The sequence below is a fragment of the Bacillus sp. LH1 genome (assembly GCF_057924895.1).
In genome coordinates this window covers 236,599-257,500 of sequence record NZ_CM175007.1, presented here as the reverse complement: position 1 = coordinate 257,500, position 20,902 = coordinate 236,599, and the positions used below count along the sequence as shown (strand labels likewise).

The window sequence follows — 20,902 nt, the reverse complement described above, 5'->3', positions numbered from 1 at the left end:
AGCGCGTCTGCCGTTCCGCCACGACCGCGCGGAAAAAACAAAAGTGAGCCATGAAGGACTCGAACCTTCGACCCTCTGATTAAAAGTCAGATGCTCTACCAACTGAGCTAATGGCTCGTAAATGGCTGGGCTAGCTGGATTCGAACCAGCGCATGACGGAGTCAAAGTCCGTTGCCTTACCGCTTGGCTATAGCCCATCGAAATAATTATCTTCTTTTCAAAGACAAATGTTATTGTAACATAATGTCCAATAAAAAACAACTGCTATATAGCAGAAGTTAAAATGGCGGTCCCGACCGGGGTCGAACCGGCGATCTCCTGCGTGACAGGCAGGCATGTTAACCACTACACCACGGGACCATTTGGTTGCGGGGACAGGATTTGAACCTGCGACCTTCGGGTTATGAGCCCGACGAGCTACCGTGCTGCTCCACCCCGCGACAATACTATTCATATAAAATTATATGGTGGAGGATGACGGGATCGAACCGCCGACCCCCTGCTTGTAAGGCAGGTGCTCTCCCAGCTGAGCTAATCCTCCGAAGTGGTGACCCGTACGGGATTCGAACCCGTGTTACCGCCGTGAAAGGGCGGTGTCTTAACCACTTGACCAACGGGCCAATATGTATGGCAGAGAAGAAGGGATTCGAACCCTCGCACCGCGTTAGCGATCTACTCCCTTAGCAGGGGAGCCCCTTGAGCCACTTGGGTACTTCTCTGTATGGCTCCGCAGGTAGGACTCGAACCTACGACCGATCGGTTAACAGCCGATAGCTCTACCACTGAGCTACTGCGGAATAATGAAGACAATTTGTATCTTATAAAAATTCTCTCTGTAAGTCAAGAAGTTTTTAACAACATCTTGTTCAAACGTGACATGTTTATAATATACTGGATTGCGTTTTTACTGTCAAGATGTTTTCGATATCGGTTTGAGTTTCCCTTTACACTTTCCACAGACATATCTTTTTATATTTATTTGACGCCTTCTTACATATTGAAGTGAACACTCCATACATTCATACTTATAAATCTTTTTTTCCTTCTCTTCATTAATCATTCGTTTACAAAAACGTGGTGCATCAACTTTCTTTAACAACTCACGAAAATCCCTGTCCCTGTGCTTATACCCTCTTCCTGCAATATGTAAGTGATAATGACAAAGCTCATGTTTAATAATCCCGACTAACTCTTCTTCACCATACAATTCGTAATATCGATAATTCAGTTCGATATTATGACTCTTCAATAAATAACGCCCACCAGTTGTACGTAATCTATTATTAAACACCGCTTTATGTAAGAACGGCATCTCAAAGTATTGTAGTGACACTTCTTCCACTAGTCGCTGAATTTCTTGCTCATCCACTCTCATTCCTCCTAAACAAAAAAATATTTTTACACTTTTCTCCCTTCTTATACATATATTAAATAGTACATATACCCATCCTCATGTAAGAAGCGTGGTTTCTAAAAACAAAACATGAATAGAAATCCACTCACCAACCTCTCATCAATAGCATTTTAGATTTTTGAGAGCAGGATTAAACAAGGAGGGATTCCTATGCCTACGTGGCTAAAAAAACAAATGCAACGTGCATATTTCGAAAAAAACCGGTATCAAATTAAGTTATTAAATGAATGCTGGTTTTATTATAGCAAAATACATCAAAGCTCATAATCCATTACACTTTTTATTTCATAAAAAAAGAGCAGTTTCATCTGCTCTCTTCTCTTACTATTCAATCGGCAACATAGATAGTGCAACGCGTCCTTTTTTTGTATCAATATCATCTACCCATACTTTTACAATTTGCCCTACTGATACAACATCTAACGGATGCTTTACAAACTGTTTGCTAAGTTTAGAAATATGTACTAAACCATCTTGCTTTACACCAACATCAACAAAAGCACCAAAATCAACAACGTTACGAACTGTTCCTTCTAGTTCCATACCACGTTTTAAATCTTCTAATTTCAAAATCCCTTTTTTCAAAAGTGGTTTAGGCAACTCATCCCTCATATCTCGTTCAGGACTAATAAGCGCATCTATAATATCAACTAACGTCGGCTCCCCAACTCCTGTTTCTTGAGATAACTTAGAAATCTCTACTTCTTCCAATCTCTTTTGTAATTGCGGTTGTCCTACGTCATCTATCGATAACCCTAGACTCTTCAATAACAATTCAACATTTTTATATTGCTCTGGATGAATACCTGTTCGATCTAATGGATTCGCTCCTTCTAGTATACGTAAGAAACCTATACATTGTTCATAAGTCTTTGCACCTAAACGTGGGATTTTCTTTAATTCCGTGCGCTTCGTGAATTTCCCATCTTCTTCTCTCTTTGCTACAATATTTTTCGCAACAGTTTTCGATAAACCTGAAACATATTGTAACAATGCAACCGAAGCCGTATTTACATTAACCCCAACTTGGTTAACAGCTGTTTCTACTACAAATGTTAATGACTCATTCAGTCTCTTTTGAGATACATCATGTTGGTATTGTCCAACCCCAACTGATTTAGGATCAATTTTCACAAGTTCAGCAAGTGGATCTTGCAGACGTCTCCCAATAGAAACGGCACTTCTCTCTTCAACTTGTAAATTTGGGAATTCCTCACGGGCTAAATCAGAAGCTGAATATACACTAGCACCCGCTTCATTTACAATAATATAAAAGACATCTCGATTCACACTTTGTAATACATCTACTATAAACTCTTCTGTTTCTCTAGATGCTGTCCCATTACCAATTGCAATCATTTCAACTTGATATTTATCTATAATAGAAAGAACTTTCGTTTTTGCATCATCATATTTACGAACAGGTGGATGCGGATAAATAACATCGATATGTAGTACTTTCCCCGTATCATCTACTACAGACAATTTACAACCAGTTCTATATGCCGGATCTACCGCTAGCACGACTTTCCCTTTCATCGGAGGTTGTAATAATAAGTTACGTAAGTTCTCAGAGAAAATATGTATTGCTTGTTCTTCAGCTGTTTCTGTTAATTCTTTACGAATCTCTCTTTCGATTGAAGATTGAATTAATCGTTTATAACCATCTTCAATCGCTAATTGTACATAATGTGCACTTTTCGAATCGTTATCACGAATTACTTTCTTATTTAAGAAGGTTACTATCTCATCTACTGGTGGAACAACAGCAACTCTCAATATATCTTCTTTCTCGCCACGATTCATTGCTAATACACGATGTGGTACTACTTTTTGCAATGGTTCTTCATAACTGTAATACATTTCATATATATTCTTTTCATCTTTTTCTTCATCTTTCACGGAAGAAGACATAACACCTTTTCTAAAAGTAACATTTCGAATCCAACTACGATACGCAGCTTCATCTGAAACCATTTCTGCAATAATGTCTTGTGCACCTTGTAAAGCTTCTTCTGCAGATTGCACTTCTTTCTCTACATTAATAAATTCCACTGCCTTTTTAGCCGGATCTTCTTTCTTATATAACAATAACCATTCAGCTAATGGTTCTAATCCTTTTTCTTTAGCAACTGTCGCTTTCGTTCTTCTTTTCTCTTTATATGGACGATATAGATCTTCTACTTCTTGCAACTTTGTAGCTTTAACAATTTGCTGTCGTAGCTCTTCTGTCAGTTTCCCCTTCTCATCAATAAGACGAAGAACTTCTTCCTTCCTATCTTCAAGTTGCATCATATATTGCCATCTCTCTAAAATCGTACGAATTTGCACCTCATCTAAAGAGCCTGTCCATTCTTTTCGGTAACGAGCAATAAATGGAACTGTGTTACCTTCTTCTGTTAATTGAATAACATGACGAACTTGCTTTTCGGTAAAGCCTAATTCTTTCACTAACATTTTCATTAACGCTTGTCGATTATCTACCATTTCCATATACAACCGTAACCTCCTCTATAATAAAAAAAGTTGCCCTTCAAAGAGAGCAACTTAAACTGCCGATTTAAAAATCTATTAGTCCTAAACTAATTTGTAGCGCTTCATCTACACGAATCATCATCACTTCATCTAAGTGAGTGATTTTGTCCGTTAAGCGCTGCTTATCGATTGTTCGAATCTGCTCAAGTAAAATAACAGAATCTCTCTCAAAACCGTACTTTTTCGCATCAATTTCCACATGAGTGGGTAATTTCGCTTTTTGAATCTGTGCAGTAATAGCCGCTACAATCACCGTTGGACTAAAACGATTTCCGATGTCATTTTGAATGACAAGAACCGGACGAACGCCTCCTTGCTCAGAACCAACAACTGGGGAAAGGTCTGCAAAATACACGTCGCCGCGTTTTACAATCAAAATATTACCCCCCGCTAACTAAGCGTTCTACTGTATGAGCTGCTTCATACTCTGCTAAGAAAGCTTCAGATGCAATACCAAGATTAATTTTTCCCATTTCAATGTACCCACGTCGCATTGATTCATGTTGGTAGCGTTTCTTCGTCTTATGTTGACGCAATAACAATTGTGTTGCCTGGCAAATTAGTTCATGGCGATTCTTATTCTCTTGTTTTCCAATTCCGTCCAATTCCGTTACCATTTGCTTTGGCAACCGAACCACGATTTCAGTAGTTACACTTGATTCGGACACAAAAATACACCTCCACCGTCAACTACACACCCAAATATATATATGACACCTATTGTAATAATACCATTGTATGGAGCCTGTTGCAAAGACTTCCTTATTCCTTGCTTATGTTTTCCAATTCACAAACAAAACATTCATCTTCTTAAATTTTTTATCTCATAACTAACTAAAAACAATAGAACTCCTCTTCAAAACTTACGTGCAACTTATATAAAAAATGATTATAAGTAAAAAGCTTCTCATCAAAAAGAGCTTATTATCCAGCAATGAACAGTCACTCCAATGACAAGAAGCAATCATACTACCTTCTATATATTGTTCAAGTAATTAATTATCTCTACAACCTTACCATTCCGTATAAATATTCTCGGCACACGGAAACTGATCGTTGCAATAATTTCATAATTAATAGTCCCTGAGTATTCCGCAACCTCTGTAGCGCTAATATACTCATCTCCTTGCCTTCCAATAAGCGTAACTTTCGTACCAAGTGGCACTTCACAAGGAAGATGAATCATGAACTGATCCATTGTTACTCGCCCTACAATCGGTACCCTTTTACCATTTATAAGCACTTCAAATCCTTGTAACCTCCTAAGCCACCCATCTGCATAGCCAATCGCTACAGTCGCAATCCATTCTTCAGTTTTCGTTCGGTAGGTGACGTTATAACTAATTCCATCACCTTTAATTACCTGTTTAATATGAGCGACTTTCGTATGAAGTGATAGCGCCGGTTCTAATTCAAATGGTAAAAAAGGACGTATTTCTACAGAAGGAGATAATCCATACATTGCAATCCCAATTCGCACTGCATTAAATGTAATCCCTTGAAAACGTAACGTCGCAGCACTATTAGCTGTATGAACAAACTTAGGATCCACTCCGAATTCTTTCAACCAACTTAACTGCTCTAAGAACGTGTTATATTGCTTATCAAAATACGAAGTCTCAACTTCATCTGCCGTTGCAAAATGCGTGTATACTCCTTCTAACTCTAAAAACGGTGCACCCTCTAAACTCTTTAAAAATTCTTTTAGCTCTTTTCTTTCACGTATTCCAATTCTCCCCATACCACTATCAAAGTTAATATGGAATTTCATTACAGATGAACCATCCCAAAGTTTAATTGCTTCGTCCACCCATTCTTTTTGAAAAACCGTTAGCGCTACATCATTTTCAGCAGCTACATTTACATCACGCGGCGGCGAGGGACCTAACACTAAAATCGGCTCAGTAATACCAGCCCTCCGAAGCACTAAAGCTTCATCTAAAAAAGCAACAGCTAACCTTGTTGCACCTGCTTCTAATGCCGTTTTAGCCACCGGTACATAATCGTGCCCATATGCGTTTGCTTTAACTACAGCAAAAATCTCTACATTACTTGGGATGAACTCTTTAATATGTGTAACGTTGTTATAAATGGCATCTAAATCCACTTCCACCCAAGTGTCACGGTAAAATGGTGCTTCTTCCATAAATACACTTCCTTATACACGATATGCGAAGCTTATTCTTTTATATGCTTCTTTTATGAAATCCACCTTCAAACTAAGAAAAGACGTGGTGCACATATATCACCACGTCTAAGAAGTTTACTTCACCTGCTTCGCTGTAACTGAACGAGCAACCATTAACAGCTCCTTCGGCTCTAAACCTTTAGACACGAGCATATATTCTACTCCGTTATGCGACCACGTTACAGAGTCTTTCGTTAATGCACCAATCGTAAACCCAAGATCAACTGGTTCTCCACTTACACTTACCGCTGATGATGCCTCTGCAACTTTTGCCTTTTCTTGTATTAAAGTAAAGGATTTCTTATTTCCAGTGTATGTGAGTATCGCACGCTTGCCACTGTCTGTCTTCAACTCTTTTTCATCTTGCAGAGTCATACCTTGTGGTGTATCAAGTGGATACAAAATAGCAAACGGTTTGTCTTCTTTCGCTGTTGTTTGAACATCTACCTGCGCTCTAGACATATTTTGTTTCGTATCAAATGCACCTTTATCAAATTTCGCATCGAATTTCACTTTAGAGAAATCTACTTTCACAAGAACATTTTGATCATTATCCATTAACTTCACTGAAACTGGAGTCAAGTCGCTCTTATTCAATGTAATCTCTTGTCTCGGCAACATATTTTGATGTTGATAGTTTGTTTTTGTTTTAAAAATATAATACTTATCTGTTTTCTCAAAAGTAAGGTTTTTCTTGTCCTGCAAAATATCTCTTACAAGTGATTCATATAAATAAGCCTGGCTACTATTTTGCGGCCAATCACTTTGAAAACGGAAGCTCTTATTAAGTGCTGGCGTTAATACAAATACACCTTCTTCATTTCTCAAAATAATTTGGCTCTGATCTTTTTTTGCATTTTTTAAATTCACACGATAAAAAGACGGTTCCTTATGCCAAATCTCTACGTTATACTCTTGAGGCTCATTGCCTGTTTTAATAGATAATTTTGCCTCAGCTTGATAACTTTTCATCCCTTTTACTTTTGATTCTAAATCTCTCACGACATCATCTTGCTTCTTTTCCATACAACCCGCCAACACAAAAACGGTCAACAAACCGACAAGAACTAAAAACAGACGCCTTTTCATCAATTCAGCCCCTTTGCCCCTATAAATGAATGGAAGATGTACCTTCCTTATCGCTACCTCAAATATATGAGACAAAGATATAAAATATGCAGACTAGCGTGACAAGCTTTCTAAAACAACTTGAGCAACAGCAAATTCCTTACTATGACTAATTGATAAATGAACAATATACTCTGTACTTGTAATCAGAATTGGCTTACCTCTTTCATCATTTTTAACTTCAATATCTAAAAAACTCACTTCTTTTCCGATACCAGTACCTACAGCTTTTGAATACGCCTCTTTCGCTGCAAACCTTCCAGCTACAAACTCTGTAAGGCGACTTCCTTTCAGCTCCATAGCAACATTACGTTCATTTTCCGTTAAAATACGTTCCATAAATTTAAGCTTTCCATCTAGCATTTTTTCAATACGATTTAATTCAATAATATCGATACCAATCCCTATAATCATTTCAAAATCCCCTTCTTCTATTTAACTTTCTTCTTTCATATTGATAAGAATAACAGAGAATCTTTCTGATGCAAAAGGGGTGATAGTAACCGTATGCTAATAAGATCCACTCATATTTCTTTACAACCGACTATCCTTACCTTACTGCTTATTCATTTAGTCATGATGATATTAGGCGACTTTTTTCTCTTACCACTGGCAGCCTCTAATGAATATATCGCGAAAGGAGAATGGTGGCGTGTCATAACTTCTCTTCTCGTACACGTAGACTTACAACATTTTCTTTCTAATAGTATTTTTTTGTTTGCTCTTGGTTCTTCTATCGAAAAGCAACTCGGACACTTTTCTTTTTTTATTCTATTTTTTCTCTCTGGAATTTCTGGAAATATTTCTTCTTATATTATTATGCCGCTTGAATATATTCACGCAGGTGCATCAGGTGGTATTTTCGGACTATTAGGTGCACAGTTATTTTTATTGTACAATCGATACCGCTCTTCAAAACCAAAAGAAATTGCCATTTTCTCAATTATGATACTTCTATTACTACTATTTACTTTCTTTAACCCTTCTGCCAATCCGATCAGTCATTTAACAGGTTTAATAACCGGTGGCATTTTAACCCCTTTTTTAACAAAAAAAAACGATGGTGCAAAGCTTATTTAATATAAAAGCTTGCACCATCGATAATTTCTACATCTACTTGTTCACTTAAATCTCTCATTAATTGAAATAAAGACTCATCCTTCATCTTCGCCTCAATCATACAATCAATTTGCGGAACACTTCCCTTTATCCTTCTTAAAAAAGATAAAAATGCGTCTACATTAATATAATCTGCATGAGCTCTTGGATCTTTTCCCTCTCTAGGGCTAGAGATATGCATTTTAATCGGCAACAAAGACGTTTCCCACGTATGAACAACACGTGCCCAATCTTCAAACCAATCTTCTTGCTCATTATTCATCATATGGTGATGCAAGTCAAATACGACGGGAATATCTAATTTTTCTCCTAAATATAATGTTTCCTCTAACGTAAAGGTTGTATCATCATTTTCTAATATAATCATTTCTTGAATACCCCTTGGGACATTCGACCAATTCTCTATAAAGCGCTCTAATGCAAGTTCTTTATCTTTATATCCTCCTCCAACATGCAGTACACATCGTTGCTTATGTTCAATCCCCATGCCTTTTAATAATTTTTTGTGCATCTGCAATGTTTTTACAGATTGTTTAAAAACACTCTCTTCAGGTGAATTTAGTACAACAAAATGATCTGGATGGAAATCAATTCTCATATTCATATGAACTGCATATTCACCTAGTTTTTTTAAATTTTCTTTTAACGGACGAATATAGTTCCACTCTAGCAATTCCTCATGATTCGCTAAAGGAATGAGCTTTGAACTGAGCCGAAAGAAAGATATGTCATGCCCTTTATTATGCTTTAATAAACGTAAACAATTTTCTAAATTGGAATTAGCAATTCTTTCAAGCTTACGAATTGCAGCATCACGATCATCTAATTTCTGAAACTGTGCATACGTCATCGTTTGAGATGGAGATGCATTCTTCAAATGCACACTCATCGCAACGTAACCAAGCCTTACAAGCATATAACAGCCCCTTTTCTATCATAACTATTATGTAGTATGCACAATTATAGAAATAAAAAAAAGAGAATGCCCACAAAGGGCATTCTCTTTTTTTATTAAGCTTGTGGACGGCTATGATGTTTTCTTTCGCCGCGTCCATTTGAAGAACCAGGGCGACCTTGGCCTTCACCTCTACGACCACGACTACCACCATCACGATTACGATCGCGGTTACCATCACGATTGCGATCACGGTTTCCGTCACGATTACGTCCATCACGGTTACGGTCACGATTACGTCCATCGCCACCGCCGCGTCCATCACGACTACGATTACGGTTACCATCACGGTATCCGCCTCCGTTACCGCCGCGTTTTTTAGAACCGCCGCCTCTTGAAACAACAGGTGGTTCTGATGTTAAAGCGATCGGAGTTGTATCCGGCTCTTTAGTCATCATTTTTAAAGCAGCAGCTACTACTGTTACAGAGTCATTTTCTTCTAACATTTCTTCTGCAATACGCTTGTAGTATGCTAAGTTTTCATTTTCAATTGTGCTTTGAAGCTTTTCAGCGATTAAACGTTGTTGACCTTCTAATGCCTCGTCAAGTGTCGGTGCATCCATACGGTCCATTTTACGTTTTGTTGTACGCTCGATATTTTTTAATTGTCCTGATTCACGTGGTGTTACAAATAGCATTGCAATACCTTTTTTACCTGCACGACCAGTACGACCGATACGGTGAACGTATGATTCTGGATCTTGTGGAATATCGAAGTTATATACGTGCGTTACGCCTGAAATATCAAGACCACGCGCAGCAACGTCTGTTGCAACAAGAACTTCAATAGAACCTTCTTTAAATTTACGTAATACAGACATACGTTTCGCCTGAGTTAAATCACCGTGAATACCTTCTGCAGCATAACCACGTAAGTTTAATGCTTCTGATAATTCATCAACACGACGCTTTGTACGACCAAATACGATTGCAAGCTCTGGAGATTGAATATCTAATAAGCGTGTTAACACGTCAAACTTTTTCTTTTCTTGCACTTCTAAATAGAACTGCTGAATGTTTGGCATTGTTACTTCTTTTGCTTTTACTTTAATGTGTTGAGGCTCAGTCATGAAACGCTCAGCAATACGGCGGATTGGATCCGGCATTGTCGCTGAGAATAGTAATGTTTGATGTGTTTCTGGCACATCTGTTAAAATTGCTTCAATGTCTTCAATGAAGCCCATGTTTAACATTTCATCTGCTTCGTCAAGAACAACTGTCTCTACGTTTTGCAGACGAAGTGTTTTACGGTTAATATGATCTAAAATACGACCCGGCGTACCAACAATAATGTGTGGGTGTTTTTTTAGAGCACGAATTTGGCGGTTAATATCTTGACCACCATAAATCGGTAAAATACGAACGCGTTTATGCTTACCAATTTTGTATAATTCTTCTCCAACTTGAATTGCTAATTCACGCGTTGGCGCGATAACAATACCTTGAACCGATTCTTTATGTGTATCCACTTTATCTAATAGTGGTAATCCGAATGCTGCTGTTTTCCCTGTACCTGTTTGCGCTTGCCCAATAATATCTTTACCTTGCAATGCATGTGGAATTGTTTCAGCTTGAATTGGTGTAGCCTCTTCAAAGCCCATACTTTCAACAGATTGCAGTAAAGAATCACTTAATCCTAATTCTCGAAATGTTGTCAATGTTACTTCTCCTTTTCTATCCTATACTTATCATTTAAAAAAAGGCGTTTTCCGAATTTGCGGAAAAGCCCTTTTCCTGAATGCTCACGTATATAAACGGGCGTATATTCTTCACGAAAATACTTCTAAACGTTATTACACTTTATCAATTATAAGTTTTGTATGTGTAAAAAGCAAACCCAACTGTTACCTTATTTTCATATTCAGAGTTTTTTTCTTCACTTTTATTTTTTTATATTTACTGTAAGCGCTTATTATAAGTTTCTTCTATTTTCGTAACTATCATCCCTATTTATATACACCAATTATTTCAACATCGTAATTACTTCTTCTAATTTCATACCGCGAGATGCTTTTATTAATACAACATCTTTCACATCGACTACTGCTTGTAAATCTTTTACTAACTCTTCTTTATTATCATACGCCTTTACACGTTCATTAGGGAAATTAATTTTTGCTCCTTCAGCAATTTGAGCCCCTAATCTACCGTATGTGAATACATGTGAGATTTTTGCTGGATCGATTAATTTTCCTACCTCATAATGGAACTGTACTTCTTGATCTCCAAGTTCTAACATATCACCGAGCACAACGATTTTTTTAGCAAAACCATCTAAACCATTCATTAAATGGAATGCTGCTTCCATAGCCGTCGGGCTTGCATTATAAGCATCGTTGATAATTGTTAAACCACTATTTGTTTTCACAATTTCCATACGCATGCCCGTCATTTGAAGTGTTACTAAACCTTCTTTCATCTCTTCCCACGTTACACCAAAATGTTTCGCAATTGCCATTGAAGCAAGTGTATTATACACATTATGTTTTCCTAACACCGGTAAGTAGAATGAAATATTTTCATCTCTATTCATTTTGAAATGTGTCCCAGTTGCTTGTAATGTTACAGTCGTTGGATAATAATCGTTTGCTCTTGCATCACCAAACGTAACCGTTTCTGCTGCTAAATTCATTCCAGGAACACGATTCGTTAATAAAGGCTCATCTCCGTTATATACGAACACGCCACCTTCTTGTAATCCTGTAACAATTTCTAATTTCGCTTCAGCAATTGCCTCACGAGATCCTAAATCCATTAAATGTGCCTCACCAATATTTGTAATGATAGCTGCATTAGGACGAGCTAACTTAGATAAGAATTCAATTTCGCCTCGGCTTGACATACCCATCTCTAATACTGCTACTTCTGTATTTTCTTCTAAGTTTAAAATGGTAAGAGGTAATCCGATATGGTTATTGAAGTTCCCTTCTGTTTTTTGCACTTTGAATTTAGTCGCAAGAAGACTTGTTACAATATCTTTCGTAGATGTTTTACCGTTACTACCCGTTACACCTACAACTTTAACATCCAATTGATCGCGATAGTTTTTCGCTAACATTTGCAATGCCGATAGCGTGTCTTCTACAAAAATAACCGGAAGATTCTCAGGTGGATTCGCTACATCTTTCATCCATAATGTAGCCACAGCTCCATTTTCAACAGCTTTATCTACAAAAGCATGTCCATCGAAGCGCTCCCCTTGAATCGGAACATACAAGTTTCCTTTTTCAATTTTTCTCGTATCAATAGACACGCCTTGAATAGTAATTCCCTCATATTGCTCTGCTAATTCAGTACCATTTACCATCTGTTCCACTTGCTTTAACATTCGCTTTATCATATATAAACGCTCCTTACATAGAGGAAGCACTATTCCTATGAATAGTGCTTCCTCCTTTTTTGTTAGATTGTATATTTAATTTTTTGTTTTTCTTCGTGACGTTCAATCGCTAAACGAATTAGCTCTTCGATTAATTCTGGATACGGTAACCCAGTATGTTGCCATAATAGAGGGAACATACTGAACGGTGTAAATCCTGGCATTGTGTTTACTTCGTTAATATACACTTCTCCATCTTTCGTTAAAAAGAAATCAGCTCGCGTTAAACCTGCACCGTCTAATGATTGGAATGCAATAATCGCATCACGCTTAATTACATTAGATTCTTCTTCTGTCATTTCAGCTGGAATAATTAGCGCCGTATCACCATCGATATATTTCGACTTATAATCATAGAAGTCCTTTTTCGGAACGATTTCACCTACAACTGAACATTTCGGCTCATCATTACCTAGTACCCCAACTTCTACTTCACGACCTACAATATTTTCTTCTACAATAATTTTGCGATCAAATTGGAATGCCTCTACAAATGCATCCTCAAGTTCTTCACGATTTTTACACTTATTAATACCAACACTTGAACCAAGGTTCGCTGGTTTTACGAAGCAAGGATATCCTAACTTATCTTCTACTTTAGAATAAGCTTCCTCACGATTTTTTTCCCATGCACTACGAATGAAGGATGCATATTTTGCTTGTTTTAAACCAGCCTCTGCAAAGATGTTTTTCATAACAACTTTATCCATACCAGCAGATGATGCTAGAACACCATTTCCTACATAAGGGATATTCATTAATTCTAATAGTCCTTGAACCGTTCCATCTTCACCGTTTGGTCCATGTAGTAATGGGAAAATAACGTCAATAGCGTTCTCCTCAGAAGCTGCAGATGGGATAATTTCTGTACTTAATGATAACGGAGAAATCGCATTTTCTGCACCGCTCATTTTTAAAGCTTCAACATCTGTTACTTCGCCTTCAATACGCTCACCACGTACCCATTGACCTTGTTCTGTAATATAAATTGGATGAATCTCGAATTTATCTTGATTTAACGCTTTAATAGCAGCAAGAGCCGTCTGTAGCGAAACTTGATGCTCAGCTGATTTTCCACCATATAATAAACCTAATTTAATTTTCGTCAATGAAATCACCCTAACCAATTGTTTTCATTTTTCTATTTTAGCACTTTTTATAAAAATAGGTAGTTCCTATTTGAAATAAAATGTAACTTCCATAAATAATTAAATAACATCACTTATTGGTTTTTCATTTCATTTTCTATATAGCTACACAAAATAAAATGGCAATCTAATCTAGTTATGTACCTAAAATATGTAGAAATCCCCTTTTTTGTGTATGTCATCTATTCACTAAGAAGATTGTTTGGTTAGTGTGTCTTTTTGCCTTTGCTCAACAAGACGATCTAAAGAAACATATACAATACCTGCAACTACACATCCTACAGCTAAAATTGTAAATAGAAAGTGACCAAGTAATCGATCTAATAAAAAACCGCCCAAAAGTGGACCAAATGCGCTTCCTGTAATCCACTGCAAACTTGCAGCTCCCATATAAGTCCCTCTCAAATGCTCAGGGGCCAAATTTGCTACAAATGTCATCTGTACAGGCGACATAATCATTTCACCTAACGTATATAAAGCATAAACGAACAGTAGTGTTATTAAAATAATTGTAGCATTTGTATTAAATTCTCCAAACCACTTCGGTAACCACCCTATAAAAAATAATCCAATCCCGAATAAACATGCACCATATAACATCGTCTTCCCGACCGGTTTATCCGTAGCCCATTTTGAAATTTGAAACTGGAATAAAACAACTAATAGTCCGTTTAACGCCATTAAATATGGATATGGATTATTCGTTCCAAAAATACGCTTCATTTCATTATCAAAATGTAGTGGCAACATGCCTTCCGTTTGAGAAAACCCCATCGAAATGATAATACCTGCTAATAAGTAAATCATTAATGCCTTATCTCGCATTACAATTTTCCAAACTGCCCCAGATTCCTTTTCTTTATGTTCTTCCTTATCTGTCCTCTTTGGCATCGTCTCTTGAATAAGAAGTAATACAAGTAACGCATAAAATAGCATTGTAGAAGAGGCAATAATAAACACAAGGTTCTTTGACAACACAACTACTGATGCTCCCATTATCGGACCAATCGCAGCACCTATATTGTGTCCCATTCGTAATAAACCATATGCCTCTGTTCTTTTTTCTGGTGCCGTTACATCCGCGACCATAGCTGATGCAGCTGGGTGAAATAAAGAATTACTCAACCCTAAAAAAATAGATAAAATTGCATATGGAATAAACCCTTCTATAAATAGAAAACCGAGCATTAATAATGCATTACTTGCCATAGAAAATATCATAATAGGCTTTCTTCCATATATGTCAGCAATTCTCCCTCCTATAAGTGATCCAAAACTTGCAGCAATTGGAGAAAGCGCCATAATAACCCCAACTTCCAACAACGAATCTACCTTATCTTTTAAATATAATGCAAAAAAAGGCATTAACATCATCATTGCAATTCCATTTAACGTCTCTCCAATAAATCGAATCCATACGTTACGGTCCATCTCCCTTAACTCACGCCACGTATTTTTCATCATTTCACCCCTTTAGTTAGCCAACAATTATCTTATAATAAGTTCAGAAAAATGTAAATTTTCAAATAAAAAAATCCATTCTAACAGAATTAGAATGGATTTTTTCGCTTATAAATTTGCAACATCTTCTTCTTTTTTACTATTATTTAAAGCACTATGTTTTCGGCTATATAAGAAGTAAACCGCTATACCAATAACCATCCATATCCCAAAACTAATCCATGCTGTCCCCGATAATTGAAGCATTAAGTATAAACAGAAGATCACTGTTAATGCTGGTAAAAATGGTACAAGCGGAGCCTTAAATGCCCTTGGTAAGTCTGGATGTGTTCTTCTCATTACGATTACCGCAACAGCTACGAGTGCAAATGCTGACAATGTCCCCATATTTACAAGATGTGCTAAAACATTTAAATCTATTAATCCTGAAATCAGTGCCGCAATAATTCCCGTTGTCCATGTATTTAAAAATGGCGTTTTAAATTTCGGATGAACTTTAGCAAGACGCTTCGGCAGTAAACCATCTCGGCTCATCGCATAAGAAACACGAACTTGCCCATACATCATAACTAGCATTACTGTTGTAATTCCTGTAATTGCTCCTACTGAAATTACCCCCGCTAAACCATCTTGTCCAATAAATTGAAGTGCAAAAGCAACTGGATCTGATATATTTAGCTGTCCGTATGGAACAATTCCTGTCAAAATAAGCGAAACAACGATATAAAGAACTGTACAAATTAATAACGATGCAATAATACCAATTGGTAAATCACGTTGCGGACGTTTCACTTCTTCTGCCGCTGTTGAAACTGCATCAAATCCTATAAATGCGAAGAATACTGTAGCCGCTCCAGCCATTACACCATCTAAACCAAATGGCATAAAAGGCGTCCAGTTTTCAGGTTTCACATAATTAAAACCAGCAAAGATAAAAATAAGAACAACTGCTATTTTAATAAATACCATAATATTATTTACTCGTGCACTTTCACGAACACCCCTAGATAAAAGAACTGTCATCACTAAAATAATTAGAACTGCAGGTAGATCAATTATTCCACCCTTACCTGTACCAGGAGCCGAGGAGAGAATAGTCGGAATATGAATTCCAAACCCCTTTAATAAAGATTGAAAATATGCAGACCAACCGTTCGCTACAGCAGATGTAGCAAGTAAATATTCCAGCATTAAGTCCCAGCCAATTAAAAATGCGAATACTTCCCCCATCGTCGCGTATGTATACGTATACACACTGCCCGAGACAGGAACTGAAGAAGCAAATTCAGCATAACAAAATGCAGCAAAGGCACAAGCTAGAGCGGCAATCGCAAATGATAATATAATAGCTGGCCCAGAATGTTTCGCTGCCACAACACCCGTTAGAACAAAAATACCAGTTCCAACAATTGCTCCGATTCCAAGCATAGTTAAATCTAGCGCGCCCAATGTTCTTGCTAACGTTTTTTGCTTACTTTCTTGCATTAACTTTGCAATTGGCTTCTTTTGAAAAATTTGCTTCATCTTTCACTCCTCCAAGTTTTAAATTTTCTGAAAATTTTTAATTCGCTTTTTTATTTTACTCATTACGCTTTTCCTAGTCAATACTTTTGTCGAAACAAGTAGAAATTCTTCTGAATATGCACAATCCTTATTATTCTTTCTATATATCTTTCCATTATTTTTTTGGTATTATTATACATGTCGATTCCGTGAAAAAGGCATGCCCCCTTATTGAGAGCATGCCTTTTTTACTTATTTCACAGTATATGAACCTTGTTCAATCCAGCTATACATATACTTTTCATCTTCTGTTTCATGTGCTTGTTTTACAATACGAAGCGGACGGAATGTGTCTATCATAACAGCTAATTCAAGCGTCTCTTTCTTCCCTATACTTGCCTCTGTTTTCCCCGGATGCGGTCCATGGGGAATCCCGCTCGGATGAAGTGTAATAGAACCTTCTTCCACACCTTTGCGACTCATAAAGTTTCCTTCTACATAGTAAAGAACTTCATCACTATTAACATTACTATGATAATATGGTGCCGGAATTGACTCTGGATGATAATCGTATAAACGTGGTACGAAAGAGCAAATAACAAAATTATGTCCTTCAAATGTTTGATGTACTGGCGGTGGCTGATGAATGCGCCCTGTAATTGGTTCAAAATCCTCTACATTAAATACCCACGGATATAAATAGCCATCCCATCCCACAACATCTAACGGGTGGTGTCCTAAAACATGTTTATGCATATAGCCTCTTGATTTTGTCATTACGACAAACTCGCCTTTTTCATCATATGTCTCTAATTTTTCTGGACCACGAAGATCTCTTTCACAAAACGGACTATGCTCTAACAATTGTCCGTATTCATTTCGATAACGACGCGGCGTTGTAATTTGGCTATTCGCCTCTACAACAAGAAACTTAGTCTCTCCTTCATCTGGAATAACACGATAAATCGTTCCAATTGGAATCGTTACATAGTCGCCTTTTCTATAGTGAATCGTTCCAAACATCGTTTCAATTTTCCCTGTTCCATAATGAACAAATAACATTTCGTCGCCATCACCATTACGATAGAAATAATCCATTTTTTCTGTTGGACTCACTACTCCAATTAATAAATCTTCATTTCCAAGTATGAAATTCCGTCCACTTATTGCATCACCACTTTTTTTACTTTCTTTCGTTCGAAAGTGGCGATGAGAAAGAGCAACATCCTCTTCATACTGCAACTGACAAGAATGCGATAATGCAGAATGACCTACTTCTGTCGGCATATAATGATGATACAAAATAGACTGCGTACCAGAAAAACCTTTTGTTCCCATTACCTGTTCACGATAAAGCGATCCATCTTTTTTACGAAATTGTACATGTCGTTTATGAGGTAGTTCTCCCATGTGACGATAAAACATGCCCATCACCCGCTTCCTTTTCTTTTTTGATTGTATTACGTAGTGTACCTAAACCAGTAATCGACAGTTCTACAACATCTCCATCTTGTAGCCACTCTTCTGTACCCAGTTCTAAAATACATCCTGTTCCTACTGTCCCAGAACCAATCACATCTCCTGGATATAACGTAACGTCCTCTGAAGCACGTTCAATCATTTCAGCAAATGTATAGTAAATATCTTGGAAGTTTCCTTTTGATAATAGTTTTCCATTTACATGAGCAGTCATTTCTAAATTATATCGATCACCATTACGATAAACGTCTAATTCCTCTTTCGTAACAAGATGTGCTCCTAAAGAAGTTGCAAAGTCTTTTCCTTTCGCTGGACCGAGACCTACTTTCATTTCTGTTGCTTGTAAGTCTCTCGCACTCCAGTCGTTCATAATGCAATAACCAAAAATATATTCCTCTGCTTGCTCACGAGAAATATTTCGCCCTTCTCTTCCTATTACGCAAGCAATCTCCAACTCATAATCAAGCTTTTTAGACTTTTTCGGACCAATTACAAAATCACTGGAACCAATTACAGCACGATGATTAGTAAAATAAAAAACCGGAATATCATACCATTCAGGCACAACATCTAATCCTCTTCGTCCGCGAGCTGTTTTTACATGTTGTTCAAATGCGTAAAAATCTCGAATACTACTCGGATTAGGAAGAGCAGCTGTCAATTGTACTTCTTCTAAAGCATATATACCCTTATTTGGATTCTTAATATTCCGCACTACTTCTACATACTCATCCGCTTTCTCTAAAAAAGCAATCATAGAAGAAGGGATTTTCCCTTCACTAGCAAGATTCATATCTATTACTTTGTCACCTTCAAGCCATCCAGCCCGTAGTTCTTTTGAAGGAAGACGAAATGTAACAAATTTCATCCTGATTCCTCCTTATAAAAATGAAATTTCCACCAGCAAAGGGACTTTTGCTGGTGGATACAAATCTTATAAGTTTCCGCGACGCTCTTGTTCTCTTTCAATTGATTCGAATAACGCTTTAAAGTTTCCTTCACCAAATCCACGAGAACCTTTACGTTGAATGATTTCAATAAATAAAGTCGGGCGATCTACAATTGGTTTCGTAAAGATTTGTAGTAAGTAACCTTCATCATCACGATCTACTAAAATCTTTAATTCTTTTAACTTATCAATTTCTTCATCGATTTTTCCAACTCGTGCAGTTAACTCATCATAATAAGTATCAGGTGTATCTAAAAACTCCACCCCATTTGCACGAAGCGCTTCAACTGTTTTAACAATATCACTTGTTAATAAAGCAAGATGTTGTACACCAGCTCCATTATAGAATTCTAGATACTCTTGAATTTGTGACTTTCTCTTTCCATCTGCTGGTTCGTTAATAGGAAACTTAATACGACTTCCATTCGTCATAACTTTCGACATTAACGCCGAATACTCTGTACTAATATCGTCATCATCAAAATGAATCATTTGTTTAAAGCCCATAACATTCTCGTAATAACTAACCCACTCTTCCATTTTTTCAACATTACCAACTACATGATCAACAGCAATTAAACCAGACTCTTCAAATGGAATATTAAATTCTACCTTTTGGAATCCTGGCATAAATGCCCCTTTATAATTTTTACGCTCTACAAGCGTATGAATTGTATCACCATACGTACCAATAACTGCTTTTTTCAATGTACCGTCCTCATCTGTTAATTCCTGCGGTGGAGCAATTGCGACGGCACCACGTTTCACTGCTTCTGAGTATGCTTTATCAACATCATCAACAAGTAGTGCCACATCCTTCACGCCATCACCATGAGTCTTTACAAACTCTGCAATACGATTTTCACTACTTAAAGCTCCAGACACAACGAAACGCATATTTTTTTGCACAAGAACATAAGATACCTTTTCACGGTTTCCAGTTTCTAATCCAGAGTAAGCCACAATTTTGAATCCGAACGCTCTCGCAAGATAATAACTCGATTGCTTTGCATTCCCTACGTAAAATTCCAAATGATCTACATCACGTACTGGAAAAAAGTCCTCCATTTGTGCAGCTAGCGTATCCATAGATTTTTGTTTCATAATATCTTCATCCCCCTGTAAATAGATTAAATGGTCCATACTTAAAACCAACCGAAAACGCTTCCAACGTTAATTAATAGAAATTAGTTAGCAAGCTAACAAATTCTGACCTTTAAAATTTTCTATCTTTTCTGTCAAATTCCTCTTTTTTTCTTACATATAAAATTCGACTTTTTTCTCTTTGAAATAAAGCGGGATTTTATTCAGTGGATTTTTGATTATTCGTTGAATCAAGTTTCAACCGCAACGTTTAATTAGCCATGCATGCTGGATAATGAGGTAACTTTAATACTTGAGGGGATATAAGAAGAATATAAAAAAGACTCCAACATATTAACTACTTACTAATACGTTAGAGTCTTTATTTTTTTTGAATGATTGTATTTATATATCTCATACTAATACATTTGCAAGGAATAGAATAAATGATGTTAATATTACCGCTCCCCCTAAGGATCCTAATAAATCTGTTTTTGTTACTTGAAACACTTGTTCACTGTTCATATCCCTCATTCTCCTTCCTTTTTTGTTTGATTTAAA

The 20,902-nt window shown here is 36.9% G+C and carries 19 protein-coding genes and 9 tRNA genes (1 of these 28 cut by a window edge); 2 read left to right on the top strand and 26 right to left on the bottom strand.

What is annotated here, in order from left to right; translation table 11 throughout:
* The 10 genes from ACX9TM_RS01475 to ACX9TM_RS01430 all read right to left on the bottom strand — a co-directional run.
* Positions 1 to 28 (bottom strand) — tRNA-Leu (locus ACX9TM_RS01475); it reaches 55 nt to the left of the window's first position.
* A 16-nt stretch (positions 29 to 44) separates the two neighbouring features.
* Positions 45 to 117: transfer RNA gene (locus ACX9TM_RS01470), tRNA-Lys, on the bottom strand.
* A gap of 5 nt (positions 118 to 122) precedes the next feature.
* Positions 123 to 197, bottom strand: a tRNA-Gln gene (locus ACX9TM_RS01465).
* An 87-nt stretch (positions 198 to 284) separates the two neighbouring features.
* Positions 285 to 360: transfer RNA gene (locus tag ACX9TM_RS01460), tRNA-Asp, on the bottom strand.
* A 3-nt stretch (positions 361 to 363) separates the two neighbouring features.
* Positions 364 to 440, bottom strand: a tRNA-Met gene (locus ACX9TM_RS01455).
* Between the two features lie 25 nt (positions 441 to 465).
* Positions 466 to 541 (bottom strand) — tRNA-Val (locus ACX9TM_RS01450).
* 4 nt (positions 542 to 545) lie between these two features.
* Positions 546 to 620: transfer RNA gene (locus tag ACX9TM_RS01445), tRNA-Glu, on the bottom strand.
* An 8-nt stretch (positions 621 to 628) separates the two neighbouring features.
* A tRNA-Ser gene (locus ACX9TM_RS01440) sits at positions 629 to 719 on the bottom strand.
* A gap of 3 nt (positions 720 to 722) precedes the next feature.
* Positions 723 to 797 (bottom strand) — tRNA-Asn (locus tag ACX9TM_RS01435).
* Positions 798 to 910: 113 nt separating this feature from the next.
* Positions 911 to 1,369: a SprT family protein gene (locus ACX9TM_RS01430; protein WP_000344234.1), complete on the bottom strand. Its 459-nt coding sequence runs from the start codon at positions 1,367 to 1,369 to the stop codon at positions 911 to 913.
* A gap of 195 nt (positions 1,370 to 1,564) precedes the next feature.
* Between ACX9TM_RS01430 and cmpA the strand changes: the two genes are divergently transcribed.
* On the top strand, positions 1,565 to 1,681 hold the full coding sequence (gene cmpA / locus ACX9TM_RS01425) for a cortex morphogenetic protein CmpA (protein ID WP_001143642.1): 117 nt from the start codon (positions 1,565 to 1,567) through the stop codon (positions 1,679 to 1,681).
* 57 nt (positions 1,682 to 1,738) lie between these two features.
* Here the strand turns inward: cmpA and ACX9TM_RS01420 are convergent, their stop codons facing one another.
* From ACX9TM_RS01420 to acpS, 6 genes are all read right to left on the bottom strand, one after another.
* Entirely contained in the window at positions 1,739 to 3,907 is a 2,169-nt protein-coding gene (locus ACX9TM_RS01420; protein ID WP_000426242.1) for a Tex family protein, read from the bottom strand.
* A gap of 67 nt (positions 3,908 to 3,974) precedes the next feature.
* Positions 3,975 to 4,325: a type II toxin-antitoxin system endoribonuclease NdoA gene (gene ndoA, locus ACX9TM_RS01415; protein WP_000635963.1), complete on the bottom strand. Its 351-nt coding sequence runs from the start codon at positions 4,323 to 4,325 to the stop codon at positions 3,975 to 3,977.
* A 4-nt stretch (positions 4,326 to 4,329) separates the two neighbouring features.
* Positions 4,330 to 4,617, bottom strand: coding sequence for an antitoxin EndoAI (locus tag ACX9TM_RS01410; protein ID WP_000004570.1), 288 nt, complete (start codon positions 4,615 to 4,617; stop codon positions 4,330 to 4,332).
* A 308-nt stretch (positions 4,618 to 4,925) separates the two neighbouring features.
* Positions 4,926 to 6,095, bottom strand: coding sequence for an alanine racemase (gene alr, locus ACX9TM_RS01405; RefSeq protein WP_000390615.1), 1,170 nt, complete (start codon positions 6,093 to 6,095; stop codon positions 4,926 to 4,928).
* Between the two features lie 117 nt (positions 6,096 to 6,212).
* The gene (locus ACX9TM_RS01400; RefSeq protein WP_000830124.1) at positions 6,213 to 7,226 is read right to left on the bottom strand and encodes a LolA family protein; all 1,014 of its coding nucleotides are present in this window, start codon (positions 7,224 to 7,226) and stop codon (positions 6,213 to 6,215) included.
* 93 nt (positions 7,227 to 7,319) lie between these two features.
* Positions 7,320 to 7,679 (bottom strand): holo-ACP synthase, encoded by a 360-nt coding sequence (gene acpS / locus ACX9TM_RS01395; protein ID WP_000583416.1) that lies wholly within the window; start codon positions 7,677 to 7,679, stop codon positions 7,320 to 7,322.
* A gap of 93 nt (positions 7,680 to 7,772) precedes the next feature.
* On the opposite strand from acpS, the gene ACX9TM_RS01390 reads away from it, so the two are divergent.
* Positions 7,773 to 8,345 carry a rhomboid family intramembrane serine protease gene (locus tag ACX9TM_RS01390; RefSeq protein ID WP_000908523.1) on the top strand — a complete coding sequence of 191 codons (573 nt, stop codon included), beginning with the start codon at positions 7,773 to 7,775 and terminating at the stop codon, positions 8,343 to 8,345.
* Here ACX9TM_RS01390 and uvsE read toward each other — a convergent pair.
* The 10 genes from uvsE to ACX9TM_RS01340 all read right to left on the bottom strand — a co-directional run bounded on the left by uvsE (position 8,338) and on the right by ACX9TM_RS01340 (position 20,866).
* Entirely contained in the window at positions 8,338 to 9,300 is a 963-nt protein-coding gene (gene uvsE, locus ACX9TM_RS01385; protein ID WP_000961165.1) for a UV DNA damage repair endonuclease UvsE, read from the bottom strand. The two genes, ACX9TM_RS01390 and uvsE, sit on opposite strands and share 8 nt — an antisense overlap.
* Positions 9,301 to 9,395: 95 nt before the next feature.
* Positions 9,396 to 10,997 (bottom strand): degradosome RNA helicase CshA, encoded by a 1,602-nt coding sequence (gene cshA, locus ACX9TM_RS01380; RefSeq protein ID WP_000206592.1) that lies wholly within the window; start codon positions 10,995 to 10,997, stop codon positions 9,396 to 9,398.
* Between the two features lie 305 nt (positions 10,998 to 11,302).
* The gene (gene murF, locus ACX9TM_RS01375; protein ID WP_000595957.1) at positions 11,303 to 12,679 is read right to left on the bottom strand and encodes a UDP-N-acetylmuramoyl-tripeptide--D-alanyl-D-alanine ligase; all 1,377 of its coding nucleotides are present in this window, start codon (positions 12,677 to 12,679) and stop codon (positions 11,303 to 11,305) included.
* Between the two features lie 62 nt (positions 12,680 to 12,741).
* Entirely contained in the window at positions 12,742 to 13,827 is a 1,086-nt protein-coding gene (locus ACX9TM_RS01370; protein ID WP_000161427.1) for a D-alanine--D-alanine ligase, read from the bottom strand.
* A gap of 228 nt (positions 13,828 to 14,055) precedes the next feature.
* Positions 14,056 to 15,327, bottom strand: coding sequence for an MDR family MFS transporter (locus tag ACX9TM_RS01365; RefSeq protein ID WP_000799721.1), 1,272 nt, complete (start codon positions 15,325 to 15,327; stop codon positions 14,056 to 14,058).
* 108 nt (positions 15,328 to 15,435) lie between these two features.
* Positions 15,436 to 16,851, bottom strand: coding sequence for a branched-chain amino acid transporter BcaP (gene bcaP, locus ACX9TM_RS01360; RefSeq protein ID WP_000809361.1), 1,416 nt, complete (start codon positions 16,849 to 16,851; stop codon positions 15,436 to 15,438).
* A 231-nt stretch (positions 16,852 to 17,082) separates the two neighbouring features.
* Positions 17,083 to 18,255, bottom strand: coding sequence for a homogentisate 1,2-dioxygenase (locus ACX9TM_RS01355; RefSeq protein WP_013141710.1), 1,173 nt, complete (start codon positions 18,253 to 18,255; stop codon positions 17,083 to 17,085).
* Positions 18,221 to 19,177: a fumarylacetoacetate hydrolase family protein gene (locus tag ACX9TM_RS01350; RefSeq protein WP_000674004.1), complete on the bottom strand. Its 957-nt coding sequence runs from the start codon at positions 19,175 to 19,177 to the stop codon at positions 18,221 to 18,223. The genes ACX9TM_RS01355 and ACX9TM_RS01350 overlap by 35 nt, the downstream gene beginning before the upstream one ends.
* 66 nt (positions 19,178 to 19,243) lie before the next feature.
* Positions 19,244 to 20,362: a 4-hydroxyphenylpyruvate dioxygenase gene (gene hppD, locus ACX9TM_RS01345; protein ID WP_000810922.1), complete on the bottom strand. Its 1,119-nt coding sequence runs from the start codon at positions 20,360 to 20,362 to the stop codon at positions 19,244 to 19,246.
* 393 nt (positions 20,363 to 20,755) lie between these two features.
* Positions 20,756 to 20,866, bottom strand: a complete 111-nt coding sequence (locus ACX9TM_RS01340) for a DUF3948 family protein (RefSeq protein WP_001083690.1) — start codon at positions 20,864 to 20,866, stop codon at positions 20,756 to 20,758.
* Between the last annotated feature and the right edge of the window lie 36 nt (positions 20,867 to 20,902).

What these genes read in the sequence shown, in the direction of transcription:
- ACX9TM_RS01390 (WP_000908523.1), top strand. Translation starts at nt 7,773, where the DNA reads ATGCTAATAAGATCCACTCATATTTCTTTACAACCGACTATCCTTACC.
- cmpA (WP_001143642.1), top strand. Translation starts at nt 1,565, where the DNA reads ATGCCTACGTGGCTAAAAAAACAAATGCAACGTGCATATTTCGAAAAA.
- ACX9TM_RS01400 (WP_000830124.1), bottom strand. Translation starts at nt 7,226, where the DNA reads ATGAAAAGGCGTCTGTTTTTAGTTCTTGTCGGTTTGTTGACCGTTTTT.
- uvsE (WP_000961165.1), bottom strand. Translation starts at nt 9,300, where the DNA reads ATGCTTGTAAGGCTTGGTTACGTTGCGATGAGTGTGCATTTGAAGAAT.
- bcaP (WP_000809361.1), bottom strand. Translation starts at nt 16,851, where the DNA reads ATGAAGCAAATTTTTCAAAAGAAGCCAATTGCAAAGTTAATGCAAGAA.
- ACX9TM_RS01355 (WP_013141710.1), bottom strand. Translation starts at nt 18,255, where the DNA reads ATGTTTTATCGTCACATGGGAGAACTACCTCATAAACGACATGTACAA.
- ACX9TM_RS01350 (WP_000674004.1), bottom strand. Translation starts at nt 19,177, where the DNA reads ATGAAATTTGTTACATTTCGTCTTCCTTCAAAAGAACTACGGGCTGGA.
- alr (WP_000390615.1), bottom strand. Translation starts at nt 6,095, where the DNA reads ATGGAAGAAGCACCATTTTACCGTGACACTTGGGTGGAAGTGGATTTA.
- ACX9TM_RS01340 (WP_001083690.1), bottom strand. Translation starts at nt 20,866, where the DNA reads ATGAACAGTGAACAAGTGTTTCAAGTAACAAAAACAGATTTATTAGGA.
- acpS (WP_000583416.1), bottom strand. Translation starts at nt 7,679, where the DNA reads ATGATTATAGGGATTGGTATCGATATTATTGAATTAAATCGTATTGAA.
- hppD (WP_000810922.1), bottom strand. Translation starts at nt 20,362, where the DNA reads ATGAAACAAAAATCTATGGATACGCTAGCTGCACAAATGGAGGACTTT.
- murF (WP_000595957.1), bottom strand. Translation starts at nt 12,679, where the DNA reads ATGATAAAGCGAATGTTAAAGCAAGTGGAACAGATGGTAAATGGTACT.
- ACX9TM_RS01420 (WP_000426242.1), bottom strand. Translation starts at nt 3,907, where the DNA reads ATGGAAATGGTAGATAATCGACAAGCGTTAATGAAAATGTTAGTGAAA.
- ACX9TM_RS01365 (WP_000799721.1), bottom strand. Translation starts at nt 15,327, where the DNA reads ATGAAAAATACGTGGCGTGAGTTAAGGGAGATGGACCGTAACGTATGG.